At 61.1% G+C, this 14,204-nt stretch carries 13 protein-coding genes and 1 pseudogene; 10 read left to right on the forward strand and 4 right to left on the reverse strand.

The window, feature by feature from the left end; genetic code table 11:
• Positions 1-69 precede the first annotated feature (69 nt).
• The 4 genes from AD663_RS27455 to AD663_RS27470 form a co-directional block, all read right to left on the reverse strand.
• Positions 70-315, reverse strand: a complete 246-nt coding sequence (locus AD663_RS27455; protein ID WP_003187057.1) for a GlsB/YeaQ/YmgE family stress response membrane protein — start codon at positions 313-315, stop codon at positions 70-72.
• A 102-nt stretch (positions 316-417) separates the two neighbouring features.
• Positions 418-1,503, reverse strand: a complete 1,086-nt coding sequence (locus AD663_RS27460) for a 5-(carboxyamino)imidazole ribonucleotide synthase (RefSeq protein WP_003187058.1) — start codon at positions 1,501-1,503, stop codon at positions 418-420.
• Positions 1,504-1,515: 12 nt separating this feature from the next.
• Entirely contained in the window at positions 1,516-2,007 is a 492-nt protein-coding gene (gene purE / locus AD663_RS27465) for a 5-(carboxyamino)imidazole ribonucleotide mutase (protein ID WP_003187060.1), read from the reverse strand.
• 333 nt (positions 2,008-2,340) lie between these two features.
• Positions 2,341-3,258 (reverse strand): LysR substrate-binding domain-containing protein, encoded by a 918-nt coding sequence (locus AD663_RS27470; protein ID WP_003187061.1) that lies wholly within the window; start codon positions 3,256-3,258, stop codon positions 2,341-2,343.
• Positions 3,259-3,435: 177 nt separating this feature from the next.
• On the opposite strand from AD663_RS27470, the gene aspA reads away from it, so the two are divergent.
• From aspA to AD663_RS27515, 10 genes and pseudogenes are all read left to right on the forward strand, one after another.
• The gene (aspA, locus tag AD663_RS27475; RefSeq protein ID WP_003187063.1) at positions 3,436-4,860 is read left to right on the forward strand and encodes an aspartate ammonia-lyase; all 1,425 of its coding nucleotides are present in this window, start codon (positions 3,436-3,438) and stop codon (positions 4,858-4,860) included.
• Positions 4,861-5,348: 488 nt separating this feature from the next.
• Positions 5,349-6,800: a sodium:alanine symporter family protein gene (locus tag AD663_RS27480; RefSeq protein WP_003187064.1), complete on the forward strand. Its 1,452-nt coding sequence runs from the start codon at positions 5,349-5,351 to the stop codon at positions 6,798-6,800.
• Positions 6,801-6,935: 135 nt separating this feature from the next.
• Complete coding sequence (locus AD663_RS27485; protein ID WP_003187066.1) at positions 6,936-7,940, forward strand: asparaginase; 1,005 nt, start codon at positions 6,936-6,938, stop codon at positions 7,938-7,940.
• Between the two features lie 239 nt (positions 7,941-8,179).
• Complete coding sequence (locus AD663_RS27490) at positions 8,180-9,172, forward strand: AraC family transcriptional regulator (RefSeq protein WP_053214871.1); 993 nt, start codon at positions 8,180-8,182, stop codon at positions 9,170-9,172.
• A gap of 537 nt (positions 9,173-9,709) precedes the next feature.
• Complete coding sequence (locus tag AD663_RS27495) at positions 9,710-10,066, forward strand: DUF6124 family protein (protein ID WP_053214872.1); 357 nt, start codon at positions 9,710-9,712, stop codon at positions 10,064-10,066.
• Between the two features lie 244 nt (positions 10,067-10,310).
• Entirely contained in the window at positions 10,311-10,523 is a 213-nt protein-coding gene (locus tag AD663_RS27500) for a hypothetical protein (RefSeq protein WP_003187072.1), read from the forward strand.
• Positions 10,524-10,594: 71 nt separating this feature from the next.
• Positions 10,595-10,737 (forward strand): annotated as a pseudogene (locus tag AD663_RS29760) (DUF6124 family protein); the annotation flags it as partial.
• A gap of 549 nt (positions 10,738-11,286) precedes the next feature.
• The gene (locus tag AD663_RS27505; protein WP_053214873.1) at positions 11,287-11,643 is read left to right on the forward strand and encodes a DUF6124 family protein; all 357 of its coding nucleotides are present in this window, start codon (positions 11,287-11,289) and stop codon (positions 11,641-11,643) included.
• Between the two features lie 331 nt (positions 11,644-11,974).
• Complete coding sequence (locus AD663_RS27510) at positions 11,975-13,006, forward strand: histone deacetylase family protein (RefSeq protein ID WP_053214874.1); 1,032 nt, start codon at positions 11,975-11,977, stop codon at positions 13,004-13,006.
• An 11-nt stretch (positions 13,007-13,017) separates the two neighbouring features.
• On the forward strand, positions 13,018-14,118 hold the full coding sequence (locus AD663_RS27515; protein WP_053214875.1) for a polyamine ABC transporter substrate-binding protein: 1,101 nt from the start codon (positions 13,018-13,020) through the stop codon (positions 14,116-14,118).
• Positions 14,119-14,204 lie beyond the last annotated feature (86 nt).

Below are 14,204 nucleotides of genomic sequence, written 5' to 3' on the forward strand. Positions count from 1 at the left end.
AGGAAGGTAGAACGCCGAGCATTCTAGCCCCCTCTGCGCGCCAGGCAGAGAGGGCTTATCGCATTTGGATCAGTTTCTTTTGATCAGGCCGTAGATCACCAGCAGGACGATCGCGCCCACCAGGGCACCGATGAAGCCAGCGCCTTGGCCTGCCTGGTAGATGCCCAGGGCCTGGCCGCCGTAGGTGGCTGCCAACGAACCGCCGATACCGAGCAGGATGGTCATGATCCAACCCATGCTGTCATCGCCCGGTTTCAGGAAACGCGCCAGCAGGCCGACGATCAAGCCGATAAAGATGGTTCCGATGATTCCCATGGCATTTCCTCTTGATTGAGTTGCTATGCCAAAGCCTAGTAGGACTTTGGCACCTTGCCATGAGAGAAGCCGGCCGACGAATGGTTCCGCCGATGTTTCAGATTATTGCTCGGCGATCAGCGTCTCGACCTTGATGATCTGTTGGGCCAACGTCGCCCGGTCACCGCAGCGCAGGTTGGCGTGACCGACCTTGCGCCCGACCTTGAACGCCTTGCCATAGTGATGCAGGTGGCAGTCGGCGATCGCCAGGACCTTCTCGGTGTCGGGCACCTTGCCGATGAAGTTGAGCATCGCGCTCTCGCCGACCTTGGCGGTCGACCCCAGCGGCAGCCCGGCCACCGCCCGCAGGTGGTTTTCGAACTGGCTGCACTCGGCGCCTTCGGTGGTCCAGTGCCCGGAGTTATGCACACGCGGGGCGATTTCGTTGGCCTTGAGGCCACCGTCCACTTCAAAGAACTCGAACGCCATCACGCCGACATAGTCGAGTTGCTTGAGCACCCGGCTGGAGTAATCCTCCGCCAAGGCCTGCAATGGATGATTGGTGCTGGCGACGGACAATTTGAGAATGCCGTCCTTGTGGGTGTTATGCACCAGCGGGTAGAAACGGATTTCACCGTCGCGGGCACGCACGGCGATCAGCGAGACTTCGCCGGTGAACGGCACGAAACCTTCCAACAGGCACGCCACGCTGCCGAGCTCGGCAAACGTACCGGCCACGTCTTCAGGGTTGCGCAGGACCTTCTGGCCCTTGCCGTCGTAACCCAGGGTGCGGGTCTTGAGCACGGCAGGCAGGCCGATGGTGGCAACGGCGGCGTCCAGGTCGGCCTGGGACTGGATGTCGGCGAAGGCCGGCGTCGGGATGCCCAGGTCCTTGAACATGTTCTTCTCGAACCACCGGTCACGGGCGATGCGCAAGGCTTCGGCGCTCGGGTAGACCGGGACGAATTGCGACAGGAAGGCCACGGTTTCGGCCGGGACGCTTTCGAATTCGAAGGTCACCAGGTCGACTTCATCGGCCAATTGGCGCAGGTGATCCTGGTCGCCGTAGTCGGCCCGCAGGTGCTCACCCAGGGCGGCTGCACAGGCGTCCGGCGCCGGGTCCAGGAAAGCGAAGTTCATACCCAGCGGCGTACCCGCCAGGGCCAACATGCGGCCCAACTGGCCGCCACCGATTACACCGATCTTCATTCGTCAACCACCTCAGGCAATGCGTGGGTCCGGATTGTCCAGGACGCTGTCTGTCTGCTCAGCGCGGAATTTTTTCAGCACGGTATGAAACTGTGGATGCTTGGCGCCCAGGATACTCGCCGAGAGCAGGGCGGCGTTGATCGCGCCAGCCTTGCCGATGGCCAGGGTCGCGACCGGGATGCCGGCTGGCATTTGCACGATCGATAGCAACGAATCGACGCCCGAGAGCATCGACGATTGCACTGGCACGCCCAGCACTGGCAGGTGGGTCTTGGCCGCACACATGCCTGGCAAGTGAGCCGCACCGCCGGCACCGGCGATGATCACTTCGATGCCACGGGATTCGGCCTCTTCGGCGTACTGGAACAGCAGGTCCGGGGTGCGGTGGGCAGAGACCACTTTCACCTCGTAAGGGATGCCGAGCTTTTCCAGCATATCGGCGGTGTGGCTAAGGGTGGACCAATCGGACTTGGAGCCCATGATCACGCCAACCAGTGCACTCATCGTCGTGCCTCTTCTCTCTGGGCGCCCGCAGGCGCGTCAAAAAACAACAAGCCACGCAGGAAACCGGCGTGGCTTGTTGTACGAATAATGGCCGGGCGAACCGACCGAAGGCCGGGCAGTATACCGAAAATGGTGCGTTAAACGCACTTTCGCCGACCATCTGTCGTTTGGGGCGAAGCGGCGGTTTTATTGACTCGAAGGTCAGCGAAAGAGCGCCATTAAACCATCTGTGGGAGCGGGCTTGCTCGCGAATGCGGTGTGTCAGCCGACATCATCGCAACTGATACACCGCATTCGCGAGCAAGCCCGCTCCCACAAGGGTGACGGTGGTTTTCAAGACCCGGCCGCGCCCTGCGCCACGCCGCCTTCAAGCTTGCGCCACAACAACCGCACGTTGGCCTTGCGCACCAGGGCGCAGCGGTACAGGCGGATTTCCAGTGGCACGTGCCATTGCGTGCCGCCGCAGATCACCAGTTCGCCCCGGGCCAGTTCGGCGCGCACGCTCAAATGCGGCACCCAGGCGATGCCCAGGCCTTCCAGGGCCATGCTCTTGAGACTGTCGGCCATGGCGGTCTCGTAGATCGTGGTGAAACGCAGCGCTCGCTGGCGCAACAATTGATTGACCGAGCGGCCGAGAAACGCCCCGGCGCTGTAGGCCAGCAGCGGAACACTGGCCTCGCCTTCGAGATCGAACAGCGGCTTGCCGTCGGCATCGGCCGCACACACCGGCAGCATTTCAGTCTGGCCCAAGTGCAGCGAAGGGAAGATTTCCGGGTCCATCTGCATCGCCGAATCCGGGTCATAGAAGGCCAGCATCAAGTCGCAGCCGCCTTCGCGCAATGCGTGCACGGCGTCACCGACGTTGGTCGCCACCAACCGCGTGGCGATGTTCATCCCCTCGTTGCGCAGTTGCGCGATCCAGCGCGGAAAGAAACCCAGCGCCAGGGAGTGCGCGGCCGCCACCTGGATGACTTCGCCCTGCCCGCCTTCCAAGTGATGCAGATGACGCAGCACTTCACCCAGTTGCTCCACCACCGTGCGCGCCGTCACCAGGAACAGCTGCCCCGCGGCCGTCAGTTCGACGGGCGTGCGCGAGCGGTTGACCAGCGTAAGCCCCAGCGCCGCTTCCAGGCTGCGGATTCGCCGGCTGAACGCCGGCTGCGTCACGAAACGTCGCTCGGCCGCCTGGGAGAAGCTGCGGGTAGCCGCCAAGGCACTGAAGTCCTCAAGCCATTTGCTTTCAAGATTCATCACGTCCCTCCCACGCACCAAAACAGGTCACACGTCCGCCACACAGGCGGCGTCACATCCGCATTATGCCGAATATGCATACCCCAGTGCTTAACAGCATTGGCCCATTTTTTTCTGAAAGCCTAGGATCCACAGCGTTCCGGCTCAGACCGGGTCCTTATCGAGATGATTTCCGTCATGTCCTCCGCTGCATCATTCCGCACAGAAAAAGACCTGCTTGGCGTACTCGAAGTACCGGCACAAGCGTATTACGGCATCCAGACCCTACGAGCGGTAAACAATTTCCGTCTCTCCGGCGTCCCGATTTCGCATTACCCCAAGCTGGTGGTCGGTCTGGCAATGGTCAAACAGGCCGCCGCTGACGCCAACCGCGAATTGGGCCAGCTCAGCGAAGCCAAGCACGCCGCTATCAGCGAAGCCTGTGCACGATTGATCCGCGGCGATTTCCACGAAGAGTTCGTGGTGGACATGATCCAGGGCGGCGCTGGCACGTCGACCAACATGAATGCCAACGAAGTCATCGCCAACATCGCGCTGGAGGCCATGGGCCACCAGAAAGGCGAGTACCAATACCTGCACCCCAACAACGACGTGAACATGGCGCAGTCCACCAACGACGCCTACCCGACCGCGATCCGCCTGGGTCTGCTGCTGGGTCACGACGCCTTGCTGGCCAGCCTCGACAGCCTGATCCAGGCGTTCGCGGCCAAGGGTGAAGAATTCAGCCACGTCCTGAAAATGGGCCGCACCCAGCTGCAGGACGCTGTGCCGATGACCCTTGGCCAGGAATTTCGTGCCTTCGCCACCACCCTGGGCGAAGACCTGGCACGCCTGAGAACCCTGGCGCCTGAACTGCTCACCGAAGTGAACCTGGGCGGCACCGCCATCGGCACCGGCATCAACGCCGACCCGCGCTACCAGGCTTTGGCCGTACAGCGCCTGGCGACCATCAGCGGCCAGCCGCTGGTACCGGCTGCCGACCTGATCGAAGCCACCTCCGACATGGGTGCCTTCGTGCTGTTCTCCGGCATGCTCAAGCGTACCGCGGTCAAGCTGTCGAAGATCTGCAACGACCTGCGCCTGCTCTCCAGCGGCCCACGCACCGGCATCAACGAGATCAACCTGCCGGCCCGCCAGCCAGGCAGCTCGATCATGCCCGGCAAGGTCAACCCGGTGATCCCGGAAGCGGTCAACCAGGTGGCGTTCCAGATCATCGGCAACGACCTGGCCCTGACCATCGCGGCCGAAGGCGGCCAACTGCAATTGAACGTGATGGAGCCGCTGATCGCCTTCAAGATCTTCGACTCGATCCGCCTGCTGCAACGGGCCATGGACATGCTGCGCGAGCACTGCATCGTCGGCATCACCGCCAACGAAGCGCGCTGCCGCGAACTGGTCGAACACTCGATCGGCCTGGTCACTGCGCTGAACCCGTACATCGGCTATGAAAACGCCACCCGCATTGCCCGTGTCGCCCTGGAAAGCGGCCGCGGCGTGCTGGAACTGGTGCGCGAAGAAGGCTTGCTCGACGACGCCATGCTCGACGACATCCTGCGCCCGGAAAACATGATTGCTCCACGTCTGGTCCCGCTCAAAGCGTGATCGACGCGAACACCGCTCACCAGGTCGAGGGACTAGACACCTCTCACCTTTTGAGGGCTTGGGGATCTTCCCCAAGCCCTTTTTTTAATTGATATCAGTAAAGGATGACTGAACCTGTGGGAAGGAACCTGCTCGCGATAAACGACGACGCGCTGCCCGTTGTAAACCGCGTCGCCCGCCAACTCGAGCAAGCTCGCCCCCACAAGAACCTGACCGAAAGGCCAGGTGTTTCAACGGGTCCGTTTCGTCGGACGCACCACAACTGTGCAGACGGGCACCGCACTGATAGGTATAGTGCCGCCCCTCTTCGCATGAGCGGTCGTCCGCAACGAGACCTTTAAACATGCGAAAACCGAACTAATAACAAACCCGCGAAAGTGGACCGGGACGAAACTTCGCCTCAAATATCGGGCCGCGCGCCGACCGATGTAACGCGATGTTTCCAAATGGCCAGCATTTGCTTAAACAAAAAACAGCGAGGAATACTCATGCTCGAAGTCATCAACGACTTCCTATCAGGGAAAGTGCTGATCGTGCTCATTGTCGGGCTCGGTGGCTACTTCACGATCCGCTCGCGTTTCGTCCAGTTCCGTCACTTCTTTCACATGTTCACGGTATTCCGTGACAGCCTGAAAAGCAGCTCTGACCAACTCAGCTCCTTCCAGGCCCTGATGCTCAGCCTGGCCGGCCGTGTCGGCGCGGGCAACATCGCCGGTGTTGGCATCGCCGTGACCCTCGGTGGCCCAGGTGCGGTGTTCTGGATGTGGGTGACCGCGCTGGTCGGTATGTCCAGCAGCTTCTTCGAATGCTCCCTCGGCCAGCTCTATAAGCGCTGCGACTCCGAAGGCCAGTACCGTGGCGGCCCGTCCTATTACATCCAACACGGCCTGCAGAAACGCTGGTTGGGCATGATCATGGCGTTCCTGCTGCTGGTCACCTTCGGCTTCGCCTTCAACGGCTTGCAAGCCCACGCGGTGACCCATTCCCTGAACAACGCCTTCGGCTTTGACACCACCTATACAGGCCTGGGCCTGGCGGTGTTGCTGGGCCTGGTGTTCATCGGCGGGATCAAGCGTATCGCCAAGGTTGCCGACCTGTTGGTACCGGTCAAGACCCTGGCGTACATCGCCGTGACTCTCTATGTCATCGTGCTGCAGTTTGACCACGTACCGGCCATGCTGGCGACCATCGTCAGAAGCGCCTTCGGCCTGGACCAGGCGTTTGGCGGCTTGATCGGTAGCGCCATCGTCATGGGCGTCAAGCGCGGCGTGTTCGCCAACGAAGCCGGCCTGGGCAGTGCGCCTAACGTGGCCGCTGTCGCCTCGGTCGAGCATCCGGTGGCACAGGGCGTGGTACAGGCGTTCAGCGTGTTCCTGGACACCTTTGTGATCTGCACCTGCACCGCGCTGCTGATTCTGCTGTCGGGTTTCTACACCCCAGGCTTCGAAGGCGATGGCATTGCCCTGACCCAGAATTCCCTGGCGGCCGTAGTGGGTGACTGGGGCCGGATTTTCATCTCCGTGGCACTGTCCCTGTTCGTGTTCACCTCGATCCTCTACAACTACTATCTGGGCGAGAACAACCTGCGCTTCATGATCGGCGACAACCGCAAGGTACTGATCGGCTACCGCGCGCTGGTGCTGGTCCTGATTTTCTGGGGCGCCATCGAAAACCTCAGCACCGTGTTCGCCTTCGCCGACATCACCATGACGCTGCTGGCGTTCGTAAACCTGATCGCGCTGTTCCTGCTGTTCAAGGTCGGCATGCGCATCCTGCGCGACTACGACGACCAGCGTTCGGCCGGCATCAAGGTTCCGGTCTTCGACTCCAGCAAGTTTCCGGACCTGGATCTGGACCGCAAGGCCTGGCCTGCCAACCCGTCGGCACCGGTTGCCCAGCCTGACGCCGCTACCGCGGGCGTGACCGCAGCGCAACGCTGACCGGTAACAAGCTGTCTGGAAAAAACCGGGCGCCCCCCCTGCGCCCGGCGTGACACAACCTGAGGTCGGCGTCATGCTCGGCCTTATGTTGTGGCAGCGAAGTAGAGCTGCCGTTTTCGTCCTCGGAGAACAACCATGAATTCCTCGACCTACCCTGCTGCCCAGCACGTCATGGTGCTCTATACCGGCGGCACCATCGGCATGCAAGCCAGCGCCCACGGCTTGGCACCTGCATCCGGTTTCGAAGCGCGGATGCGCGACTACCTGCACAGCCAGCCCGAACTCGTCATCCCGCAATGGCGTTTTCGCGAAATGTCGCCGCTGATCGACAGCGCCAACATGACCCCGGCCTACTGGCAACAGCTGCGCGAAGCGGTGGTTGATGCTGTGGATGTGCAGGGCTGCGATAGCGTACTGATCCTGCATGGCACTGACACCCTGGCCTACAGCGCGGCGGCGATGAGTTTCCAATTGCTGGGCCTGCATGCCCGGGTCTGCTTCACCGGCTCGATGCTGCCGGCCGGCGTGACCGACAGCGATGCCTGGGAAAACCTCAGCGGCGCACTGGTCGCCCTCGGTCAAGGCCTGGCCCCGGGCGTACACCTGTACTTCCACGGTGAGCTGCTGGCGCCGACCCGTTGCGCCAAGGTGCGCAGCTTCGGCCGTCACCCGTTCAAGCGCCTGGAGCGCCAGGGCGGCGGCGTCAAAGCCTCTTCGCTGCCGGCGCAGTTGAATTACAACCAGCCCAAGCAGCTGGCCAATGTCGCGGTATTGCCGCTGTTTCCCGGCATCAGCGCTGAGATCCTCGATGGCCTGCTCGGCGGCGGTATCCAGGGCCTGGTCCTGGAGTGCTACGGCAGCGGCACCGGGCCGAGCGACAACCCGGCGTTCCTCGCCAGCCTCGAGCGGGCGCGGGACAGCGGCGTGGTGGTGGTGGCGGTGACCCAATGCCATGAAGGCGGCGTGGAGCTGGATGTGTACGAGGCTGGCAGCCGCTTGCGTGGCGTCGGTGTGCTGTCCGGCGGCGGCATGACGCGCGAGGCGGTGTTCGGCAAGTTGCAGGCGTTGATTGGCGCAGGGTTGCCGGTGGACGAGGTTCGGCGGTTGGTTGAGCTGGATCTGTGTGGCGAACTGAGCTGACACGGCCCCGCATCAACTTGTAGTGAGGGGCTTTTGTGGCGAGGGAGCTTGCTCCCGCCCGGCTGCGCAGCAGTCGTAAAGCAGACAGCGCCGTTTTACCTGAATAGAGCCGGTTGCCTGTTTGGGGCTGCTGCGCAGCCCAGCGGGAGCAAGCTCCCTCGCCACAAAAGCGACGTCATACCAAAGTACCCGGCACACAACTTGCTCCGTTCCCAGCCTCCCAAAGGCTGGAAACGAACATGCTTCATTCCCACCTCACCACCCTCAACGCCGTCTCCCTGGTCCTCAACACCTTCAAAAACGAAGGGCTATCCAGTGAGGCGTTGCTGGCCGGCAGCGGCATCAGCGCGGCGGACCTGAGCCGGGCCGACACGCGCATCACCACCAATCAGGAAATGCAGGTCTGCGCCAACGCCGTGGCGCTCAAGCGCGACATCGGCCTGGAACTGGGCCTGCGCATGCACGTTTCGTCCTACGGCATGCTCGGCTACGCCCTGCTCACCAGTGCCACCTTAGGTGACGCTTTGCGCCTGGCGCTGCGTTATCCGGCGTTATTGGGAACACTCTTCGACCTCAACCTGGAAGCGGACGACGAGACCGTCTGGTTCAGCGCCAGCGACTATCGCGAGAACCCGGCCCTGGCGGCGTTCAATGCCGAGTTCTGCATGGTTTCGCTGAAGGTCATCTGCAACGACCTGCTCGGCCGTGTCTTGCCGCTGCGCGCGGCGCGTTTCGAACACCCGGCGCCCGATTACCATGGGCGCTACAAGGCGCATTTCGATTGCCCGGTTCGCTTCGACAGCATCGACAACGCTTTCGCCTTCGACCGGCACTGGCTCGAACAACCATTGCCCCTGGCCGATCCTATCACCCACCAAGCCATGGCCGAACGCTGTCGCCGGCAGAACACCGAATTCACCGGCCGCCAAGCCTGGCTAGGGCGGATCCGCCAACTGCTCGACGCCCAACTGGACGCCGCCCCCGGCCTCGACGGCCTCGCCGAACACATGAACTGCTCGGCGCGCACCTTGCGCCGGCACCTCAAGGAGCTAGGTTGCAGTTATCAAGAACTGCTCGACGAACTGCGCTTCGAACGGGCCAAGCAGATGCTCTGCGAGGATCAATTGCCGATCTATCGGATTGCCGAAAGGCTGGGCTTCAGTGAAACAGCCAGCTTTCGCCATGCTTTCGTGCGCTGGAGCGGGGTGGCGCCGAGTCAGTTCAGGTCCTGAACCTGCTGGGCAAACACCGCTTTCATGTACAACACCAACCCCTGTGGCGAGGGAGCTTGCTCCCGCTGGGTGGCGAAGCCGCCCCAAAAAGTCCTGACGCATGCCTCCAAGCACACCACATCACCGGTCTACGACGGCTGCGCCGCCGAGCGGGAGCAAGCTCCCTCGCCACGGGTCCCAGTGCGTTATGGATGCTTTGTTTATTCTCTATCTGCCATGCTTCCGACAAGCCACACATCCTTGCGCCATTGCCTACAACTACGCCAGAATCCGCCGGCTTGTGGGCCTTGCACCTGAGTTCTATCGTTTCCCTGCCACTGCTCATCAGTGGTCGGGTTTAGTAGCCCGAGGTTTTCCCGCAAGATGCATTAGTTTTCATTCAGGCAGGTATCCCAATTCCTGTCTCAATGGTGGCTGTGCGCAGGGCGCTTCGGCGCGCCGGCAAATGCTGGAATCCCCGGTCTACTAACCTGCGTACAGCCGCCACCCTTCTTTTAGTAGGGAAGAGGTTGCGGCCCAACTCAAGGGTTCCAGCATATGTTCAAAGTAACTCCAAATCCTCCCGAAACGGACCGCACTTCTGCGCACACCAAATCCAAAACCAAAAAGCTCGACGAAGCTGCCGAGCGTGCCCTGGATTTCTATTTGTCGCCAAAGACAAAACCTGAAGACTCGACCAAACCAGGCCAACTGTTCACCGTCGTAAAAGACATCGACAACGAATCCCTGCTCACCAACCTCAGCGAAACCCTCGCTTCAGCCGATGCGATGGTCAATGACCTGGCCTTCGAACTGGAAGGCTCGCGCCGTCACGTTGCCCTCGGCATCCTGCAACTGATTGAACTAAGTTCATTATTGGCGAACCGGGCGTTGGATAACGTCGACCCTCGCTAACCGCGACACCAGCGACCCGTGGCGAGGGAGCTTGCTCCTCGCCACGGACTTCATACGCCTCCAGGCCGGGGGATGTGCTGCCGTCTTCGCAAACAAACTCCCACTAGGGATTGGCGATGAGTGGTCTTTCTGTGCGGCTCTGCTTAAACACTTTAGCGGGTGTACTGCGAGTTAAGAAAAAATGAGTTCATCACGAGTAAAACCAAGTGCTGAGTAACAGCATCATTTCAAAGGTGATCGAAAAATGAGCAAATTGAAAGCAACCCAAAGCGGTAAGGCCGGCAAGCACAAAGGGCAAGACACCTTTGGCTGCTTGTACGTGCGCGGCTTGCGCAAAGCTCGTGTGACTAGCTCGATGGATCTGCGGATGCTCGACCGCATCCGTCGTGGTTCGTCCGATGAGCCAGAGGGTGCGCTCGCTGGTTCGCGTCAGACCAAGCTTTCCGCCAGTGCGTAAGACCAAGACAAAGTGAGAACTGGGCGACCTTGGTCGCCTTTTTTGTGTTTGTCCGGTGACGGCGAATAGCTCTGCCCGCCAATCTCACCGAAACCCTGGCATCTGCCGATGCGGTGGTCAACGAACTGCCTCCGAGCTGGAAGGCTCCCGCCGCTCCATCTCCCTCGGCATCCAGCAACTGATCGAACTGAGTTCATTGTTGGCAAACCGTGCAACTGGATAACGTCTATCCACTATACCCGCTACACCCTCAATCCCGTGGCGAGGGAGCTTGCTCCCGCTGGGTGGCGAAGCCGCCCCAAAAAGTCCTGACGCTGGCTTCCAGACACACCGCAGCAACCGGTCTGCGTCGGCTGCGCCGTCGAGCGGGAGCAAGCTCCCTCGCCACGAGTCCCAGTGCATTACGGATGCCTTGTTTATTCTCTCTCCGCCACGCTTCCGACAAGCCACACATCCTTGCGCCATTGCCTACAACTACGCCAGAATCCGCCGGCTTGTGCGCCTTGCCCCCGGGCCCTATCGTTTCCCTGCCACTGCTCACCAGTGGTCGGGCTTGGCGGCCCGGTACACGAAAGGCGCAATAGCCCCTCAATACGATTGCGATGCCTCTGGCATTAGCAGTCCCATGTTATGACGGGTTGCGCAAGGATCCCTTCGGGGATGCCGGGTTCCTTTCGTTCCGGTCCGCCAACCTTGTGTAATCCGTCACCCCATCTGCTTGGCGGCAGATGGTGATGGTTCCTCTAACGAAAGGAGCTCCACCATGTTCAAACCTACACCGAATCCGCCAGAGGCGGCTCCCACTCCCTCGCAAACCAAATCCAAAACCAAAAAACTCGACGAAGCTGCCGAGCGTGCCCTGGATTTCTATTTGTCGCCAAAGACAAAACCTGAAGACTCGACCAAACCAGGCCAATTGTTCACCGTCGTAAAAGACATCGACAACGAATCCTTGCTAGCTAACCTCAGCGAAACCCTGGCTTCAGCCGATGCGATGGTCAACGAATTGGCTTTCGATCTGGAGGGCTCACACCGCCACATCGCACTCGGTATCCAGCAACTGATCGAACTGAGCTCATTACTGGCGAACCGAGCGCTGGATAACGTCGACCCACGCTAACCGCCACACCACCAACCCGTGGCGAGGGTGCTTGCTCCCGCTGGGTGGCGAAGCCGCCCCAAAAGGTCCGACGCATGCCTCCAGGCACACCGCATCACCCGGTCTGCGACGGCTGCGCCGCCGAGCGGGAGCAAGCTCCCTCGCCACAGGTTGCCGCAGCCGTACAAGCATCGTCTATGCCCCAACCCCGCGCACACCCGCGCCAACAAGGGGCGATTTACGGTCAAATCTTTTGGCCATTTCGATCCCCTTTTGGCCTCTCCTGCCGTTCTCTGAAACACCCCGCGCCGCAAGACTGTGACTCAACGAATCAGCCCTGCGGAGAACAACAATGCTGACGATCTACTCAGACGATCACCACCTGCACCACGGACGCTGCGAGTTAATGGACGGGCAACTGATGCCTTGCTTCGAAATGCCGTCCCGGGCCGACCATGTGTTGGATAGGGTCAAGACTCAGGCACTGGGGCCGGTGGAGGCGCCGCAGGATTTTGGCCTCGCGCCGATCCAGCGTATCCACAGCGCGGCGTACCTGGAATTCTTCAAAGGGGCCTGGGATCGCTGGGCGGCACATCACCGTGACGGCGATTTGCTGCCTTTCACCTGGCCAGCGCGGACCCTGCGCGCGGTCATTCCGAAAAGCCTGCACGGCCAACTCGGCTATTACAGCTTCGACGGCGGCGCGCCGATTACCGCTGGCACGTGGCAAGCGGCCTACAGCGCAACGCAGGTCGCCCTCACCGCCCAGGCTGAAATCCAGCGCGGCGCCCGCAGTGCCTTTGCGCTGTGCCGACCGCCGGGACACCACGCCGCCAGCGACTTGATGGGGGGTTATTGCTACCTCAACAACGCCGCCATCGCCGCCCAAGCGTTCCTCGACCAAGGCCATAGAAAAGTCGCGATCCTCGACGTCGATTACCACCACGGCAACGGCACCCAATCGATTTTCTACGAACGCAGCGACGTGTTGTTCGCCTCGATCCACGGTCATCCGGAATTCGAATTTCCGTTCTTCCTCGGCTACGCCGACGAGCGCGGTGAAGGCGTCGGCGAGGGTTTCAATTTCAACTACCCTTTGTCCGCAGGTTCAGGTTGGGACACCTGGAGCGCCGCGCTGGAGCAAGCCTGCGCTGAAATCCAGGGCTACGACGCCGATGTCATCGTCGTGTCGCTGGGCGTGGACACTTTCAAGGACGACCCCATCTCGCAATTCAAGCTCGACAGCCCGGATTACCTGGCGATGGGCAAGCGCATCGCGGCGCTTGGCAAGCCGACGCTGTTCGTGATGGAAGGCGGCTACGCGGTGGCAGAAATCGGCGTAAATGCGGTGAACGTTCTCGAAGGTTTTCAAAGCGCCCAATGAGGAATAACAGCATGAAAAGACTCAAGCGTTTAATGGCTCCGGCCCTGTGCGCCACCCTGCTTTGCGGCGCTGCCCAGGCCGAAGAGCGCACCTTGCGTGTCTACAACTGGTTCGACTACATCACGCCCAAGGCGCTGGAAGATTTCAAGGCGCAGAACAGCCAGGTCAAGCTGGTCTATGACATCTTCGACACCAACGAGGCCCTGGAAGCCAAGCTGTTGACGGGCAATTCCGGCTACGACGTGGTGGTGCCGTCCAACGTGTTCCTGGCCAAGCAGATCGAAGCCGGCGTGTTCCAACCTCTGGATCGCAGCAAGTTACCTAACTGGAACCACCTCGATCCCAAGCTGATGAAACTGATCGAGGCCAACGACCCGGGCAACAAATTTGCCGTGCCCTATATGTACGGCACCATTCTGATCGGCTTCAATCCGGACAAGGTCAAGGCGGCCCTGGGTGACAACGCGCCGGTAGACAGCTGGGACCTGATCTTCAAGGAAGAGAACATCAGCAAGCTCAAGCAGTGCGGCGTGGCGTTGCTCGACTCGCCTTCGGAAATCCTGCCGCTGGCCTTGCAGCACTTGGGCCTGGACCCCAACAGCAAGAAACCGGCGGACTACGCCAAGGCCGAAGCGCTGCTGCTGAAGATCCGTCCGCACATCGCCTATTTCCATTCGTCCAAGTACATGGCCGACATCGCCAACGGCGATATCTGCGTGGCGGTGGGCTACTCCGGCAGCTTTTCCCAGGCGGCCAACCGGGCCAAGGAAGCCAAGAACGGTGTGAAGGTCGACATGCGTCTGCCCAAGGAAGGCGCGCCGATCTGGTTCGACATGCTCGCCATTCCCAAAGGCGCGAAAAACCCGGACGACGCCTACACCTTCATCAACTATTTGCTACAACCGCAGGTGATCGCGCCGGTCAGCGATTTTGTCGGCTATCCCAACCCAAACAAAGACGCCACCGAAATGGTCGACCCGGCGATCCGCAGCAACCCCAACCTGTACCCGACCGAGGCCGCCATGGCCACGTTGTATACCTTACAACCCTTGCCAAGGGACGCCGAGCGGGCGCGGACACGAGCCTGGACCCGGATCAAGTCCGGGCAATAAATACGCCCCGGCGTGCACAACCCTGTAGCCAGGGGGCTTTTCCCTTGGCACAGGGTGTGTCTGTCGATTGACCGGTCGGCTCAGCC

Origin of the sequence: Pseudomonas sp. Q12-87, assembly GCF_001269755.1 — a bacterium.
Taxonomy (GTDB): Bacteria; Pseudomonadota; Gammaproteobacteria; order Pseudomonadales; family Pseudomonadaceae; genus Aquipseudomonas; species Aquipseudomonas fluorescens_S.